The sequence below is a fragment of the Vibrio sp. 1580 genome (genome assembly GCF_033340055.1).
On record NZ_JAWOVT010000001.1, the window covers coordinates 506278 to 523586 of the forward strand.

The 17309-nt window shown below is 42.9% G+C and carries 17 protein-coding genes; 8 read left to right on the forward strand and 9 right to left on the reverse strand.

Annotated features, from left to right (window positions below; genetic code table 11):
- Nucleotides 1–49 precede the first annotated feature (49 nt).
- Entirely contained in the window at nt 50–679 is a 630-nt protein-coding gene (locus tag R7093_RS02290) for a hypothetical protein (protein WP_047101642.1), read from the reverse strand.
- Between the two features lie 200 nt (nt 680–879).
- Here R7093_RS02290 and R7093_RS02295 point away from each other — a divergent pair, with 200 nt between their 5' ends.
- From R7093_RS02295 to R7093_RS02310, 4 genes are all read left to right on the forward strand, one after another.
- On the forward strand, nt 880–1281 hold the full coding sequence (locus R7093_RS02295) for a GFA family protein (RefSeq protein ID WP_047101644.1): 402 nt from the start codon (nt 880–882) through the stop codon (nt 1279–1281).
- Nucleotides 1282–1434: 153 nt separating this feature from the next.
- Complete coding sequence (locus R7093_RS02300) at nt 1435–2106, forward strand: YoaK family protein (protein ID WP_047101645.1); 672 nt, start codon at nt 1435–1437, stop codon at nt 2104–2106.
- 455 nt (nt 2107–2561) lie between these two features.
- A complete protein-coding gene (locus R7093_RS02305) occupies nt 2562–3926 on the forward strand; it encodes a YjiH family protein (protein WP_047101646.1) in 1365 nt (454 codons plus the stop codon).
- 436 nt (nt 3927–4362) lie between these two features.
- Nucleotides 4363–6234, forward strand: a complete 1872-nt coding sequence (locus R7093_RS02310) for a methyl-accepting chemotaxis protein (protein ID WP_017821611.1) — start codon at nt 4363–4365, stop codon at nt 6232–6234.
- A gap of 138 nt (nt 6235–6372) precedes the next feature.
- Here the strand turns inward: R7093_RS02310 and R7093_RS02315 are convergent, their stop codons facing one another.
- From R7093_RS02315 to R7093_RS02325, 3 genes are all read right to left on the reverse strand, one after another.
- Nucleotides 6373–6714: a hypothetical protein gene (locus R7093_RS02315; protein ID WP_080960076.1), complete on the reverse strand. Its 342-nt coding sequence runs from the start codon at nt 6712–6714 to the stop codon at nt 6373–6375.
- 232 nt (nt 6715–6946) lie between these two features.
- Nucleotides 6947–8104, reverse strand: coding sequence for an amino acid permease (locus tag R7093_RS02320; RefSeq protein WP_047101651.1), 1158 nt, complete (start codon nt 8102–8104; stop codon nt 6947–6949).
- 723 nt (nt 8105–8827) lie between these two features.
- Nucleotides 8828–9139, reverse strand: a complete 312-nt coding sequence (locus R7093_RS02325) for a hypothetical protein (protein ID WP_318146484.1) — start codon at nt 9137–9139, stop codon at nt 8828–8830.
- 141 nt (nt 9140–9280) lie between these two features.
- Between R7093_RS02325 and R7093_RS02330 the strand changes: the two genes are divergently transcribed.
- On the forward strand, nt 9281–9613 hold the full coding sequence (locus R7093_RS02330; protein WP_031780945.1) for a helix-turn-helix transcriptional regulator: 333 nt from the start codon (nt 9281–9283) through the stop codon (nt 9611–9613).
- Between the two features lie 110 nt (nt 9614–9723).
- Here R7093_RS02330 and R7093_RS02335 read toward each other — a convergent pair whose 3' ends face one another.
- The 3 genes from R7093_RS02335 to R7093_RS02345 form a co-directional block, all read right to left on the reverse strand.
- A complete protein-coding gene (locus tag R7093_RS02335; RefSeq protein WP_318146485.1) occupies nt 9724–10104 on the reverse strand; it encodes a hypothetical protein in 381 nt (126 codons plus the stop codon).
- Nucleotides 10105–10271: 167 nt separating this feature from the next.
- Nucleotides 10272–10658 carry a GlcG/HbpS family heme-binding protein gene (locus R7093_RS02340; RefSeq protein ID WP_130545856.1) on the reverse strand — a complete coding sequence of 129 codons (387 nt, stop codon included), beginning with the start codon at nt 10656–10658 and terminating at the stop codon, nt 10272–10274.
- Nucleotides 10659–10667: 9 nt separating this feature from the next.
- A complete protein-coding gene (locus tag R7093_RS02345) occupies nt 10668–11636 on the reverse strand; it encodes an aldo/keto reductase family oxidoreductase (RefSeq protein ID WP_318146486.1) in 969 nt (322 codons plus the stop codon).
- 167 nt (nt 11637–11803) lie between these two features.
- Here R7093_RS02345 and R7093_RS02350 point away from each other — a divergent pair, with 167 nt between their 5' ends.
- On the forward strand, nt 11804–12679 hold the full coding sequence (locus tag R7093_RS02350; RefSeq protein ID WP_104976494.1) for a LysR family transcriptional regulator: 876 nt from the start codon (nt 11804–11806) through the stop codon (nt 12677–12679).
- 9 nt (nt 12680–12688) lie between these two features.
- On the opposite strand, the gene R7093_RS02355 is transcribed toward R7093_RS02350, so the two are convergent.
- On the reverse strand, nt 12689–14446 hold the full coding sequence (locus R7093_RS02355; RefSeq protein ID WP_213885948.1) for an SgrR family transcriptional regulator: 1758 nt from the start codon (nt 14444–14446) through the stop codon (nt 12689–12691).
- A gap of 564 nt (nt 14447–15010) precedes the next feature.
- Between R7093_RS02355 and R7093_RS02360 the strand changes: the two genes are divergently transcribed.
- Nucleotides 15011–15550 carry a redoxin domain-containing protein gene (locus R7093_RS02360; protein ID WP_054578683.1) on the forward strand — a complete coding sequence of 180 codons (540 nt, stop codon included), beginning with the start codon at nt 15011–15013 and terminating at the stop codon, nt 15548–15550.
- A gap of 512 nt (nt 15551–16062) precedes the next feature.
- Nucleotides 16063–16746: a hypothetical protein gene (locus R7093_RS02365; protein ID WP_054578682.1), complete on the forward strand. Its 684-nt coding sequence runs from the start codon at nt 16063–16065 to the stop codon at nt 16744–16746.
- A gap of 195 nt (nt 16747–16941) precedes the next feature.
- Here the strand turns inward: R7093_RS02365 and R7093_RS02370 are convergent, their stop codons facing one another.
- On the reverse strand, nt 16942–17307 hold the full coding sequence (locus R7093_RS02370) for a winged helix-turn-helix transcriptional regulator (protein WP_005375456.1): 366 nt from the start codon (nt 17305–17307) through the stop codon (nt 16942–16944).
- Nucleotides 17308–17309: the final 2 nt, after the last annotated feature.

Consider the following 17309-nt stretch of genomic DNA (forward strand, 5'->3'; position numbering starts at 1 on the left):
GATCTAGCGCAGAAAATACTGAATTTTTACAGAACTCAAAAAAAATCCATCACTGTTGCATATGTAAGTTATTCCCTACACGCTGTAATGTGGATGAATTGAATTGATTTGGCGTGTCTGCCATTGCTTGATCGTCACCGTGCGCTAAATATGAAAGCGTGATAGTTGTATCACTTTTCCATTCGAGCTGAGTAAATTTCACGCGGTCACCAACAAAAATACTGTCTAAAAGGACAACTCGGCTCGGCACGGGGTCAAACTTGAACAAGCCAACATAGTTAAACGAACCGCTACCTTGTGTCGTTACAATCATCGGTGCAACAACCCATGAAACACCTTCAATCTCACGCTGACTAATCGACGCAGTTGGAACAAGTATCTGACCTTTTGTCGCACCTGCATCATAGTCACCGATCAAATAGCCGTTTTCTTTATCCCACTCATCAAGAAAAGTGACCGCACTTTGCTCGGGTACTTGGATCGTCCAAGGGTTACGTGCAGTGATGCCAAGCGTCTCTTGCACAATAACGTTAGTTTCTACTTCTGTTTGAGGAAACTTAGCCATGATCTCGTCATCAGACAAACTAAAACGATAAACACCTGCGATCACAACCACAACTAATAAAACGATTGGAATAAGTAGAATAAGTGGTATCGGCAGGATTTTTTTGTAAGTCATGAAGGCTTCCTTGTTTCAAGGTATAAACGAAAAGCGAGTATACCATTGTATACCCAAATGATTTCACCTCTTCAAGTGTTTCAAAATTAAACTAAACTGATTGTATCCAAATAGTTTCAAGTCCAGAGCTAATAACGAGCCAGTGACACAAGCTCTGTGCTCTAGGTCTATCGGTGTGTTGGGACAAATAGGTAATCACGATGACAAAAACCATTCATACATGCGAGTGCGCCTGCGGTTTAGTTGAGATCCGTTGTAAGGGAGAGCCCACCCACACGTCTGTCCGTCATTGCTTCGAATGCCAAAAACGAACTGGCAGTGTTTTTGGGGTACAAGCTCGCTTTGAAAAAGAGCACGTCACTTTAAACGGTGAAGTCACTAGCTATACCCGAATTGGCGATGATGGCAGTGAGGTTCAGTATGACTTTTGTCCATCCTGCGGCACGACAATGAGGTTGTTCGTTTCTGCATACCCAGAAATCATGATCATTCCCGTCGGTCTATTTACCGATAAAGAGTTCCACCAACCTACCGTTTCAGTCTATGAACAAATGAAACACGGGTGGGTGAGTTTCGAATGCACAACGGAACACATCTGCTAGCGAGCAATCCTCGTTCACGTATTTACTTTGGCTCGGACAAACGCCCTATAAGTGAGATTTTTTTGAGAATGATCAATCGAGTTTTACTGTAAAGGGTTTCGTAACTCGGTGTGAGCGTTATAATCGGCTCCTAATATTTGGTGGGGGTTTATTGTGATTTCCAGACTTCCTCGTTGGGTGGAATATGGCGCGTTTCTACTAGCTCTTCTCGCGGGCTGCGTCAACGCCGTTGGTCTTCTCGGCTTTCAACACCAAGCGATAACTCATCTTTCGGGAACCGTAACTCAGCTAGGGAACAGCTTGCTAACAGGTGTGGAGAGCTCCATTCACCTGCTCTTCATCGTATTTAGCTTTTTGATTGGCGCTGCCTTTAGCGGCTTTTTTATTGAAAGCAGTGCGTTAAAACTAGGGCGAAGATATGGTGTTGCACTGTGCATAGAAGGGAGCTTGCTCTTACTCAGCTTGGGCTTTTTGGTGCAAGGGGATTTGTACGGTCAATATCTAGCATCAGCAGCATGTGGATTACAAAACGCAATGATCACCACGTTTAGCGGCGCAGTAGTCAGAACCACACATATGACCGGAATCATCACCGATCTAGGGATTATGATTGGAGAAAGCTTGAGAGGTCGTCAATTTGACCGACGTAAAGCAAAATTATTCCTATTCATTTTCTTTGGCTTTTTGTTTGGCGGCGTCGCGGGAGCGGCTCTATTTACGGTATATGGTTTATATACGCTGGTTTTCCCAGCAATATTGGCTTTTTCTACGGCTCTGATTTACTGGAGTTACCTATACATACTTAGCCGTCAACAAAAAGCATAAAATTTCGATCCGATTGAAGCGACATGCTTCAATCGGATTTGGCTCAATAGGTTCACACTGCAACGGTACAAGAAACGCTGAACGGTATTTTGACACCACTAAAAACCTTAGAATAGATAAGGCTAACTGAATTTCTGGCTAAGAAGTTAGTTAGATCAAAATCACATTTGTTTACCATTTTATTATTCCAGTCACAATGCGCCCCATAATTCACTGCGCAATTCGCCTCTCGTGCTACAATTTTCTAACACAAGCAACATATTCGCATACACTTAGACGTTATTTGACCAATTACCCGACAAATCGGCTGAATAACTAGATGTATTTAATGAATAGTATTGCAATGGATGCAGTTTGCGGGTACCCTCCGCAAAACTGTGATTAAATACGGATGTTTAGTGAATATTTATGTCATGGAAATGGCAAGTATTGACTAGTAGTAACACGAGACAACTATGCATAACACCACTAATGCTACTGAAGCTCCTAAGGGCAACTTTTGGATGTTTTTCATCCCTTCCCTAATTGGTCTTCTACTCTTTATGGCTCCGATCTCTTACGATGGCGGCCTAACCATTCCCGTTGCAGTGATGGCAAAAGTCATCCCAGCGGTGTTAGGCGATACCTTGATTGCTATCGTCACCAGTATCATCGCTTTCATGGCCGTTGCTTCTGTTCTTTGCAAAATTTTTAAGCCAGCTGCAATTTTACGTAATGGTTTTTTAAACGGTCTCTTCAACCCATCTCCACTTTGGCTCGTTGTTCGTTTAATAGGCGGCGCTGCCGTGTTAATGACGTTCTTCCAAGTGGGTCCAAAAGCAATTTGGGAAGAGAACACTGGCGGGCTTGTTCTTACTGGTCTTCTACCTACTCTGTTTGCCGTTTTCATTTTCGCGGGTTTACTGCTTCCGCTTCTTTTGAACTTCGGTCTTCTGGAGCTATTTGGTGCGTTACTCAGTAAAATAATGCGTCCGGTATTCAACCTACCTGGCCGCAGTGCAATTGACTGTATGGCATCTTGGTTAGGCGACGGAAGTGTTGGTATCTTGCTAACCAGCAAGCAATACGAAAATAAGTTCTATACTCAGCGTGAAGCGGCTGTTGTCGGGACCACTTTCTCAGCAGTATCGATCACGTTTAGCTTAGTTGTTATCGCTCAGGTAAAACTAGAGCACTTATTTTTGCCTTTCTACGGCGCTATCTGTCTAGCTGGTATCGTAGCTGCGATTATCATTCCTCGCCTGCCTCCGCTTAGTCTGAAGAAAGATCGCTACATTGACGGCGGCAACCCTGATAAAGACGCAGATGCAGTGCCAGAAGGCCACACCACATTCTCTTGGGGTATGGATCTAGCTCTTAAGCGAGCTGGTCAAGTCACATCGGTTCAGTCTGTATTTAAAGAAGGCGTACACAACGCAGTCGATATGGTATTTGGCGTACTACCTGTAGTTATGGGTCTTGGTACCGTTGCATTGGTGATTGCAGAATACACGCCTGTATTTGCAATTCTGGGTCAACCGTTTATCCCATACCTAGAGCTACTGCAAGTCCCTGAACCTGTTGCAGCATCACAGACAATCGTTGTTGGCTTTGCGGATATGTTTATTCCAGCAATTTTAGCGGCATCAATCGATAACGAAATGACACGTTTTGTTATTGCGGCAATGTCAGTAACTCAGCTTATCTACATGTCGGAAGTAGGTGCCCTACTGTTAGGCAGCAAAATTCCAGTAAACATTGTAGAGCTCTTCGTAATCTTCATTTTACGTACGCTAATCACGTTACCTGTGATTGCTGGCGTTGCTCATCTTATTTTCTAAAATCGAGACGTCAATTAACAAAGGCTCCGCATCGTCGGGGCCTTTTTTATACCTAAAACTCCGTCCACATTAGGCTTTTAGTAAAAAGCTCATAGTTTACAAAGACAAAACTTAAACAAAACACCTGTCAGCACCAACAAAATTTTCATCACCTCACCTGTAAAACCAGTTGATACCACTGTTTGTTAAGCAATTCTTTTCATTATGACGATTTCATTAATCGAGCTCGCAAACATGATCACACTCACAAGTTTTAACGTAAACTATCGTTTTGTTTAAATTTAGTTAAAAAAGACGACAAATGAGTTCATGTTTTTGACAAAGATGTCGATAAAAATATAACCAAACACAATAGGTTTCTCTTTATGCCCAATTCGCCCGGTTTAAAAGAGGCGAAAGCAAAGTGGAACCAACCGGGAGAATCAGAGGAAAGCTCATGAAATTCAGACATAAGGTTGTCACAGCCTCTTCATTTTTGCTGCTAATTACCGTGTCGTTATTGTCGACACAACAAGTTATGACCATCCGCTCCCAAACTCAGGAGCAAATCGACTCAAGTGTCAACGAGATATTGACCAGTGTTGGTAACACTGTGCAATCAGAAATGAATGCAAAGAAGGATCTCGCTCGCTCCATTACTGAAGTGATTGAGCTTGATCCCAGTTCACATAGCTATGTTCAAAACATACTTGAAAGACCCACGCCAAAAAGCAGCTTCCTTGCCATCGGTTTTGGTTATGAAAGTAATGGCTTTGTGATTGAAAATGACGACGGCTGGGATGCGGGTCCAGACTACGACCCACGTCAGCGTCCTTGGTTTATTGCAGCTAAGAGCAAAGGCGATTTGGTCGTAACCGATCCGTACGTCGATGCGTCTTCGAAAAACGTTATCATCTCTGTTGGTACGCCAGTAAAAGAAAATGGCCAGTTTTTAGCCGGTATGTTTTATGACCTCGAATTAACTACCCTTTCAGATCTGGTCAACCAAGTGAATCTGTTTGATGCTGGTTACTTATTTCTGGTCACCGCTGATGGCACAACCATTGCTCACCCTCAAAGTAAATACAACGGTGAGAAAGTCGGTAGCTACCTCCCACAAATCGAACTTACGCAATCAGCACAACATGTTGAGATTGATGGCAACCGCTACATGGTTAACCTGACTCACATTCCTGGCGAGAACTGGTACGTAGGTTCGGTGATCGATGAAGCTGTTGCCTATTCTGCCGTAGGAGAGCTCCGTAACAACGCTATTATTTATTCAATCATTGCCGTGATTGCATCTATTATCGCCCTAACTCTGTTGATTCGCACTCTCATGCGTCCTTTGGACACGCTAAACAATGCGATTAAAGATGTAGCATCAGGGAAAGGCGACCTCACACAACGCCTCGAAACAGATACTGACCAAGAGTTTTCTGAGCTTGCCACAAACTTCAATACGTTCATGGAGAACTTACAACAGCAAATCATTGAGTCGAAACGTATTTCTGATCAAATTTTAAACGGAACTCAAATCACCGCTGAGGGCGCAAAAGACTCGGCAGGCGCAATTCACACTCAGCTGCAAGAGCTAGAACAACTTGCTACCGCTATGCATGAGATGTCTGTCACCGCGACAGAGGTTGCTAATAATGCGCAAGGTGCGGCAAGTGCAGCCAAAGAAGCCGACCAAGCAACGGTTGAGGGGTCTTCTATCGTTGGTGAATCGACACAAACGATAAACATGCTTTCCGATAGCATTGACCTTGCAGTCGAAGAAGTACAAGTGTTGGAATCTGCTACCGCCAATATCGAAACGATTCTAAAAGTCATCAACGATATTGCGGACCAAACGAACTTACTCGCGTTGAATGCCGCAATCGAGGCTGCACGTGCGGGAGAATCTGGCCGAGGCTTCGCCGTTGTTGCAGATGAAGTACGTACACTGGCACAACGTACTCAAGAGTCGACAACAGAGATTCGTACTATGATTGAGCAACTACAATCTGGCGCTTCATCTGTGGCAAATGCCATGCATCAAAGCAAAGGTAGTGCTATAGAGGCCGTTGAAAAAGCGGGTTTAGCAAATAGTGCGTTACAACGCATTCGTGATGCGATTCAGCGTATTTCCGATATGAACTTGCAAATTGCCTCAGCAGCGGAAGAGCAAAGCCTTGTCGCTGAAGAGATCAACAACAATACGGTGAATATTAAAGACCTATCGACTCAAGTCGCCGAATCGGCAAATCGAACCAACGACGCGATGCAGGCGCAACAAGAAGATGTACATAAACAAGATCAAATCTTAAATAGATTTACTGTCTAACACTCATCTAAGCAAAAACAGCGAGCACCGGCTCGCTGTTTTTGTTTTTAACCCTAGTATTGGTCGATGTTACATGTGCCATGTTGGTGCTATTAAGCTTCAACATTACAAGAACGCCGACTATGTGTCCTTTCAAGTTTAATTGAACTCGACATGGATATAGCGATCATTAGAACGACGATAATAGCGGTCGTCCACTTTTAGATAAGTGAAATCTCCAATCTTTATGTAGGTACTATTCCGAGGAATTCGGTCATGGTAATAGTAACTGCGCCTTGGTCGACGGGTCTCCACATAAATAACGTCACGATGTTTGTGTTTATGTTTATGCTTGCGCTTGTGTTTATGATGGTGGTAATGCGCATGATGGTGATCGTACCGATGTCCATGCTTATGCTTCGGGTCAGCCACCGCTTCTGTACTCAACACACCTAAAGACAACATAACGCCAACCATGGCAAAAGATAATTGCTTTGACACAACAGAGCCTCTTATTCATATCAACATCGATATAATAGAAGGGTGAATCACTGTACATGTCAGCCTTTCGCTAAGGAGTTTTACTAAAAAGTCAGCGCTAACCGTGATTATCAGAGAAACGTCAAACATCACAAATGCTGATGACTTCGAGTGGCCTGGGTTCGGCTATGAATACAAAAAAGCCGCCCGTTTGACTACGAGCGGCTCAGTTTTTAAATAAGCTAGCGTGATTTTATACTGCTTGGGCAAACAGCAAGAAACAGCCGAATAGGAAGATCATGCTCATTCCCATTGCGCCGCCACCAGCTTCATAAATATTGTCATCTTTTACCGGCACTCGGCGCACTTTCATGGTCATTGATAATGGGACAAAGACCGCGAGAAACACAAGAATAATCCCCGCGTAGCTGAGAATAGCTAGGAAGTGTTCTGGCGCAAATACAGCACCTAATAGTGGTAGCACAAAAGTAGTAACAAAAATCACTGGCTTACTTGCTTTCAGTAGGTCTGCATTTTGATCATATAGCGCCATTGCAACACCTAAGAACGACGTTAGCAGTGCCAAACCAGTAAACATGGATAGGATGAACTCTAAGCCCTCGTATTGCTGACCTAGTACCGAGATCAACTCTGTTACGTTGGAGTATTGAACAAGCTCATGAGGTGGTAGATTGCCGACAACCGCTAACAACCATAATAGGTAACAAACAAGCGGAATAGTTGAGCCCACGATAATCATATTACGCAGCTGTGTTTTACTCGCTTCTTTGTTGTAAGTTACAAGCGATGGGATCACGACCATAAAACCGAAACTGGTGAAAAGCACCGAACTGGTTTTGATAAGTGCCATTTTATCGTCGCTCACAACCTCATCAAGTCCTTCAAACGAGACGCTTGGTGCAAGCGCAAAAAGTGTCAGGATCAGCGCTACGATCATGCCTAGGAACAAACCGCGATTCAGCTTATCTACTACCCCTGTACCTGCCGAAACAATGATACCAACTAAAAGAGTAAAACCGACTTGGCTTGAGATCGTAGATGTTGGAAGCCCAAATGAGGCTGTTACTTTTTGTACGAGATCACCCGCACCAATGATGTAAGCCATTAATAGACAAACTAACAGGGCGTAAAGCAAGCTGTTGGTTACCAACTGACCTCCTTTACCAAGCGTTTCGCGAGCAATTGCATTCATGCTCACACCACCACCTACTTTACAACTGGCTTCAAGAAGGAGCAGCGCAGCATAAGTCGTTCCAGCCCAGATGAACAACATAAGAAGAGTGCCCCAAAGGAGGCCAAATTGAGCAAGCACCATTGGTATAGCAAGCATACCAGCGCCAAGAGCAGTACCTGCAACGATCAGGGAGCTGCCGACAAGTTTTAGGTTCACGGTTAATACCTCTAAATTCAATCCGTTAATTTCTCGCCAGTTGTGCTTTATCTAAAGCACACAACAAAACGCTCCGACTTAGTCAAAATTTGGTTACAAGAGCACTATGTTACAAGAGCCCTGTATGGCTAAGAAAACACGCAACAAAAGGTGGTTAATCATTTGCACATGAACACTTGAGAGTCGTTTTTGGCGATGTCATCGTTGATGAAATGTGCGCAACTTTGGGTTCGAAGCAAAATTGTTCATCTTAATTCATCAACCCCATTCGTTATGAATGGATTTGGTTCGAAAAGATTGTAAGGCATAAGCAGGACGATTGAAAAGCAAAAGGTCAATCTTATAGCGATATATTTTAACAACTCTTATCTTTTACCTAAGATGTGTTGTTTTTTTCGTCACTAATTAGTCTTTTATCGCTTAAAGAGAAGGAAGAACGTGCTCAATGGCTCAATTTGGCTGGGTGTACAGATTAATTTACAGTTTAAGTGAAGGTGTTAGATTCCAAGGACGTAGCCTAGATCGGACAATATCGCTATTATTCGCTGCGTACCGACACTGTTCGGTTCACATACCTCTAAACACTGATTTACGGTTCGAAAATATAGGTAAATGAGTGTCCGAATGCTGGGTGTGGTTCCCCAGCATTTGCATCCTTTCTTTTAGATGTCATCAATTGATCGAAATTGCATAAATCTTGTATCGCCCGACTTTACGATTGTGTTAATACGCTTTATCTAGCGCGCCAATGATATAAGTTAACACTGGAATACCCATATCGGCGACCTGCTTCTCAGTCTCACTCATATTTTCATGCGCCATCCGCAGCTCTACTTCACTTATCGATTCTTTGTGAAGGTAAAGCTCTTTGTAGTTCATCAATCGCTGTTGTGACTGTTGAATCAGTGTCACAATATTCTCTTTAGTCTCACGATGTTGCTGATCAATTTCACTAAATAAATGATCTAAAATGCGTTGCATTTTGCGAATAGAAGCTTTCGTTTCTATTGATTTGTATGATTGATACTTTTCCATTGAGTTAATAACTGACTAAAATATTTACGTTTTTATAAGACAGTTATTTTTATACTGATTGCAAAGCAGGTAAATATGTGGTGGTTAAACTGGTCCACTTCTTGCTCCGTTTAGGTCAAAACTGTCCTTTCAGGAGAGCACATGCAGGTAGACCCTATAATTCAAGCACTGATTGCAAGACGAAAATCGAATGGCCTCTCCCGTGAGCAAATGGCAAACATCGCTGGAATGAGCGTAAAAACATATCAAAGGATCGAGCGCGGAGAGTCCGATCTTAAACTCTCACAATATCGTGCCATATTGCGTTCGCTTCATTTGACTGACCTAGATATTGCTTTAGATGTACGTGATGTTCAGCATGTCACAGCAAATGACCTAACGGCCGTGGCGCGATTGCTCTCACCGGAAGCTCAGTCCCTGCTCGTTCGCCTGTTATCGTTAGTCCTTGAACAAAAGAACAAGAAAGGTGATTAACCACATTACTCATACCCAAACGTGAATGTCCTGTTGAGCGTTGAAACATGAATCGTTTAGACAAAAATAAAACTCGTCAAATGACGAGTTTTATTCTTTATATCAGTCCGTTACTCTAGGCTTTTTAATTCCGATGTATCAACGCCTTTTATTGCATCTTTCGCCACTTTATCAGGATCAAATACATCACGTTCTTCATATGAATTATCAATCATGCCTTGTCCTATCGCGGTCGCCTGCTTTTGTAACTTGTTACCCTCTACCTCACCAGCATCCCAGCCTTGTCGATAATCTGAGTCGGTTTGATACCTTGTTTCGTCCTTAATATAGTGTTCAAAATCATTCCCTGCCTCTTGCATACCACTATGCCGACCGTCATGAAAGCCTTGGATATAAGCTTCATCATAACCGCTCTCTTTTAACGAGCTGTCACTCGTACCACAGCCTGAGAGGAGAACAAAAAATAGCGAAACGAATACCTTATGAAACATATTTAGGCCTCAAAGCTTTCAAATAAATTAATCATAGTTCGCGATTTCAACTTCTGCTTACTTCAGGCTATTAGATAGCATTGTGACTCGACGAAGCCTGTGAACTTGAGTCCCTACAGTGAGTACAAAGCTGGACAAAGCATCACACCTACTGATAAACGTTATACTCAACGCGCGTTTAATACTTCCATCGCAAGTGCTTCATCATCTTGCTCAGCCAAACCGCTAATGCCAATTGCACCGACGATTTTCCCCTCTTGTTCTATAGGCACACCACCCATAAAGCCTGTGATCTTCGGGTCAGTCCAATAACTCAACTGCTTACCCGTCTCACGAGCCCAAGCACCCAGATTGCCGCTAGGCTGACGGTCTCTAGAAGAGGTGTAAGCTTTGTTCTGTGCCAACAAACCTGCTTGCACACTCACATCATCCATTCGGGCAAAACCGAGCAATTCGCCATGTGTATCAACCACGGCAACCGCAATGTTTTGCTTGCGAGCAGTCGCAATTTCCAATGCCGTTTGAATTAGAGTTTGAACTTGTACGTATTTCATTTTTCTCTCCTAAGGGATCTCATGACCAAGGGTTTTCTCGAACAATCCATACCAATGGCTGCGTGATAGCGTGACGTTCTCTACTTGAGCACAAGCGCGAATACGCTGTGGGTTTGCAGTCCCAATAACAGGCTGAATTTGGTTTGGATGATGCATCAAGAAGGCTAAAACAATCGCCTCTGACGGCACGCCATATTCAGCTGCCAGCGCCATCACCATCTCCGACGTCTGTCTGGTGTTGTGATCATCAGAATGTAAGCCACGCTCTGAGAACCTTCCTTGCGCCATACTGCCCCACGCTTGCAGTTGGATATTGTGCTTACGGGCATGCTCCAGTGTTCCTACAACGTAGTCAGATGCAGACGAAGGAAGCCCCATGCCTTGCTTTATGAAGTCAGACTTAGCCAGACTCATTTCCAACTGGTTCGCCACAATAACTTCGCCCGTTGCTTGTTGAAGAAGATCAATTTGAGCACTGTTCATGTTAGAAACACCGAAGTGGTTAACTTTGCCAGCTTGTTTCAGTGCTTGGAGCGCTGTGCCCAGTTCTTCAAATTCAACCAGAGGATCAGGACGATGCAGCATCAAAACATCAAGGTTTTCCACGCCAAGGCGCTCAAGAATGCCCTCAACAGAAGCCGTCACCCATTTGGCAGAGAAGTCATACTGCTTAACACCTTGCTCATCTCCTAGACGGATGCCGCACTTGGATTGCAGATAAATTCGCTCTCGTAAGGTTGAGTCATTGGCTAAGATGCACCCAAACACTTCTTCTGCCTTACCGAATTTGTAGATATCCGCATGATCAAAGAGATTGATGCCAACCTCTAATGCAGCCTCGACAGCGGCATAAGCTTGGTTTTCATCTTGGGCGGTTAATGGGTTGCGATTCCACTCCCCTCCAAGTCCCATACAGCCGAAGACCAAGCGACTAACGTTAGGTAAGGTTTTGGCGAGCGGTAGTGTTGGATTGTTCATCGTTATTCTCACTTTTCCGATTTCTGCGTTTTCAATTTCTTAAGTTAACTCGAACCATCTTACCGTTCGTAAAAATTAGTTTAATACCGTAAAATCGAATTCATTATCCTCGCTACCGAACAATTAAAGCGAACAATTAAAGCGAACAATAAAGACGAGCAATCAAGATGGCAGATTATAAGAGAATCGAAAAACTGATGCTGTTTGCTGAAGTGGCTCAAACACTCAACTTTTCTAGAGCAGCAGAGCAACTTGGTATCTCTAAAAGTTACCTGTCGGAACAAATCAAGCGATTGGAATCGGAACTCGCCACGCCTTTGATTGTTCGAACCACACGCAGCGTGAGATTGACGGCAGAAGGTGAATCGATCTTTGCACAAGCGGAAGATCTCAAACGCCGCGTAATGGAAATGGAAAAGAGTTTAAGTCAGCAATCTGAGCAAGTAGACGGTCTGATTCGTCTTACTGCTCCCAAGATGTTTGCCGAAGCGGTGCTGCATGATTTGTGTGTGGCGTTTCGCGCTTTACATCCAAACGTAGAGTTCGAGATTCTTTCTAGCTATCAAGCGTTTAATCTGACGGAAACCAGCGTCGACTTTGCGTTTCGAGCAACAAGAACGCCGCCAGAGAATATGATTGCTCATCACCTTTTGGACTACCACCACTGGCTGGTTGCCTCTCCTCATTATCTGCAAGAAGAAGGTACGCCGGAGACGTTAGCGGATTTAAAACAGCATCAATGCTTAACCACATTGCATCAAAAAGAGTGGCCGTTAAAAACGGGAACAGTTCAAACCCAAGGTTGGCTTTCAAGCAATGAAAACCGCTTACTCAAAGAATCAGCCCTGTCTGGCAATGGCATTGCTCGGTTAGCAAGTTACTTTGTCGAACAAGACGTTGAACATGGTCGTCTAATGCAGGTTTTATCGGAAGAAACCGACCACCAGCACAACGCGGTTTACTTGGTGTACCCACAACTTATCTATCAATCGGCGAAAACCAGAGCCTTCATTGAATTCGTGAAGCAGCACTTTGCTAAATAACTAAGGTAGTTAATCTGCCGACCACACCGAGCGGATATCTGGCCAACCCCAATTGGTTAAAGCAACGTCTTCTAATACACCTTGGAAGCGCAAAGTTTGTGTATGGTGGAACATAGGTGCAATCCAATACTCGCTGATCAACGTCGATGAAATTGGCTCCAATGCATTAAGGTAGTCCTCAAGTGGAACGAAAGATCTGACTCTCTGTAGTTGTTCATCTAACCATTGTGCGTTCTTTTCTCCCAAAGTGTGGAATAGCACAGCGTTGCTGAAGAAGTTCGTGAACGCTGAGGCATGACGATTATCATCTAAGTTTATGTTCGTTACGACCATTGTCTCATTTAGCTCACCGTTCTTAGCCTTCTCGTTCAGCTCACGGTAGGAATACATAACAATTTCTACTTTACTGCCAACACTCGCCAAACGATTAGAAATAGCCCGCGCACAGCGACGCAACGCGGTATAGTTATATCCCGCTATCGTAATATGTTTAGGTAACTTAAGCGGCTCACTAAACGGACGGAGCACTGGCTTCCAACCTGGTAGCAGGTTATAAGCGGGTATACTCCCAAATACAATATTCTCGCGGCGCATCACTTCGGCCAAGCGCTCAGGTTGAATTAGCTCACTAATATAACGGCGCTGCGCTAAAGAAAGTTTGTGCTTAGCGTGCTGATTAAATAAGGCGAATAAGCAACCATCTTCTATTCGGCTACGCTTGCTCGCCGATGAGTTTTCTCGGTTTTGCGTCGACATATAGTGTCCACACAAATCCTCCTCGGGCGAAGTATCCCTTTGCAACGTATTTGCTGCCAATGACGGGTTCTCCATTTGCTCGTCATTAACAATCCAGATAGTCACCAAATCCGTTAGAACTCTACATGCATAGTAACCATTAAATGCTTGCAGTTTTAAACGACTTTCATTGTGCTCGACAACAGAGAATGGGCCACTTCCGACCACCAGCTTGTTATTCGCTACGTTAACTTGGCTTACTGGTTGAATGCCGTATTTCACACCAGAAATAAGTCCAGCAAAGCCCAAGTCAGCTCGATTAAGCTTAAAAACAACTTTCAATGGCGTTGGCGCAGTAATGTTAGCAACATGTGCCAACTCTTTTTCGTAGTACTGTAATGAACTCAACTTTGCAAACAAGCTAACCACTGTTTCTGCATCAATGGAATTACCATTATGAAAAGTCAGACCTGGACGAAGGTAGAAAGTCCATTCGTAGGTGTCTTCGTCATAACGCCAGTGATGTGCGAGTTCTGGTTGCACTTTCCCATTGTTATCACTCGAAACTAAGCAACAATAGATTTGCCTTAATAAGAAACGTTCGCTGCTACGCTGAAGTTGATGTGGAACGACGCGCTCAAACATTCGCTTATAGGTTAATTGAATATTGAGCTGTCCTTCTTGAACAGAAGCACCAGACGTTGTTTTTAACAAACGGCCAAATGCCATTTCGTCTTCATCTAATATCGCCAGTGCTTTTTCATACTTGCCTAGCTTGATACGTTCAAGAGCCAAGCTCTCTTTTAAAACGTCTAACTCCATATTCAGAATAAGAGTCGATCGTTGGTTCCGCCCAGCTTTCGGGTGCCAGCTCAACCACGCCTTCTGCTGCATCTGCGTTAGCAGGCTACGAGCATGCCGAGAAGAAGTGAACATGATGTCGGCAATGTCCTGTAACGTGGTTTTTGTTTCATCACCAACACTAAACGAGAGTAATCGTTGGTAATAGCGAAACAAATTGAGATCAGACACTGAATCAACCTTAGATCTGTGAAGTTTGTGGATAGGAATAGTTTACTTAAGTTGGCGGTAATAAAATAAGAAAACTTCCTAATTATCTGTTCCCCTTTTCCACAATTAACCTCCAAATTCGGCTTTAAAGCCCCAGATATTTACGTTATTAGGAATAAAGTCAACAAAAGCACTCTCTTTTTTATCTCCCCTTTTATACGCATAATTTACTCGTCAGCTAAAGGAGGAAAAAATGAAGAAGCCAATGATGGCGTACTTTTTTCAGCAACGCCTAGCTCAATCGAGTAATAAAATAGAAGTGATGACTCTGGTTTATCTTAACGATATGTTCCAGTGGTCATAGCCTAACCTCAAGCAGAACTTAGCTCCTGATACTACACCCCCACTTCGTTGTATCTTAAGTTCTGCTTTTTCATCTTTTGCACTCTAATACCTTATTGCAGGTTACTAAAAGTTAACTAGTTGAAACACCGCAAAACAGAGTCTACATTGAAGTCTCATCCCCCAATCGCTTTGTTGAGAAAGGGGCATTCATGGATATACACCATCAATTCGGGAGTCAATATGGCAACTTCAGTGAAACTTAAAGCGGGCGACAGCTTCCCTCATCTTCAAGCCACTTTGCTAGATGGTTCAAACGTAACGTTGGGTCAGCCGCAAGGTGATGCGACTTGGCAAGCAGTATTCGTTTATCGTGGTAAACACTGCCCTCTTTGTACTAAGTACCTCAACGAGCTTGAGAGTTACAAACAGGCTTTCGCTGATGCTGGCGTCGATATTCTTGCCGTTTCTGGCGATTCAAAAGCACAGCTAGAGGGGCATCTAGAGAAACTCGAAATCAGCTTCCCTATCGCTTACGGCCTGACCGAAGAACAAATGAAAACGCTAGGCTTGTATGTATCTATTCCTCGATCTGAACAGGAAACCGATCATAATTTCGCAGAACCAGGTCTGTTTGTGGTGAATGAACACGGCGACTTACACGTGGTGGATATTTCAAACAACCCGTTTGTTCGCCCTGAGCTTGGCGCGCTATCACGCGGATTGGCATGGATTCGCGATCCAAACAATAACTACCCTATCCGTGGCACATTGGATTACTAATATCTTCTACACCCAAGTAAACTTTCTATCCTTAAATAAGCTAGGATTCTTGCCTTAGTGAGAATAACTTGGAATACATATCAGATCCGTGAGATCTGATATGTATCAACAAGTTGGAAATAGAGTCCTTGTTCATTATACAACGCCTTGATGAAAAACAAGATCAGTGAAGCCCAGGCTCCCCTCAAACAACGTTAGTTATTTACTTCTAAGTCACTTTCACGATAAATACATGAAATTAAAACTAAAAACTTAGACTTAACGGATATATAAATCATAACGGTACCTACACAAGTAGTTGGCTAGCGATTATTATCCTATTGCAACTCAAAATTGTGCAAATCTAACAATTCATACCATAAATGAAAACATAGATACCGTAAGAGACAAAATAAAAGCAAACGATTAAATTACCAATAAAACACCGTTCAATTAAAATAAAAAACATTTCACTTTATAAAAATGTAATTAATCGTTATTTGCAATCACACATCTTAATTGAGAAATACAGTATGAATAAAATCTCTTTGCTTTATATGGCCGTTTGTATCGGATTAGTTGGATGCGGTTCAGGAGGAAGCGACAACGATCCAGCAAAAGATATACATCCCACCATTTCAAATCCGGAACAAGTCAACGCAATGACGGTGGACAAAGGTCATTTCTATTGTTCTGTAAACCAACAAAAACTGGAACACGGAGGGACATCTGCAACTATGTCCTACCTGATTGAAAAGAAAAGAAATTCTACGGTTGTCGACGATTATGAATGTACCGAATACGGTTTAAAGAAAGGTGAGTCAATTATCGTCACTAAAAGTGCAATTGAAAACTTTTCATACTCAAAACATTATAAAAGCACGAAGAAGAATGACATTAATAGGTTTAAAATCATCTACCCTACAGGGCTTACGACTCCGATTAATAAAGATTATGAAAAAATTACGATCACGTATAATACGGAGAGACCTGACGTTAACATTAAGATAATTCAATATTTTGACGAAAGGTCTAAATTATATACCATCAAAAAATATGAAAGCCACGTTAACGACAACTCACCAATAGGTTTAGTTGAGAAAGAGGAATTCGATAAATATTCCGATTTTGAAAAGAAACTGGAATTAAATAGTGCTTTTTTAAATTCAACTGAAGTGAGTGATTTATTCTACAACTTATTAAGTATGATAAAATAATAACTAAAAATCAAAAACTTAAAAAGTACGATTATGCTCAAGTAGCTTCGATATGCCTGACTCGAAAGAGTACGTTGTTTTACGAAACAAATTACGATTTGAATGAAGCACATCTAAGTTACTTGGGTATAAACGGCGATGTATTGTTAATCAGCTTTCAAAAGAGAGTGACGTTTGCGATTAACTACTTTGGTCTTAACGAAGCTCAATTTGATGCTTTTCAGACCAAATTCGCAAATCATCAAGAATCTTAAGTGCGGTACGGCCGAACTCTGTTAGTTCATAGCTGACTGCAATTGGGCGGTCGCTGATCACTTTACGCACCACCATACCTTCCGCTTCTAGCTCTTTAAGACGTTGGTCGATCATCTTTTTACTTGCACCGCCTAGCATGCGTGCTAAGTCATTGAAACGAACTGGGCCGTCTTTCAAATGATAAATCAGAGAACCTTTCCATTTACCACCAATTAAACGCATCCCTTTCTCGATAGCACATGGCTCCGCACATACGTTCGCCACTGACTTACGACCTTTGCTATCTACACTGATTCTGCTTTCCACAA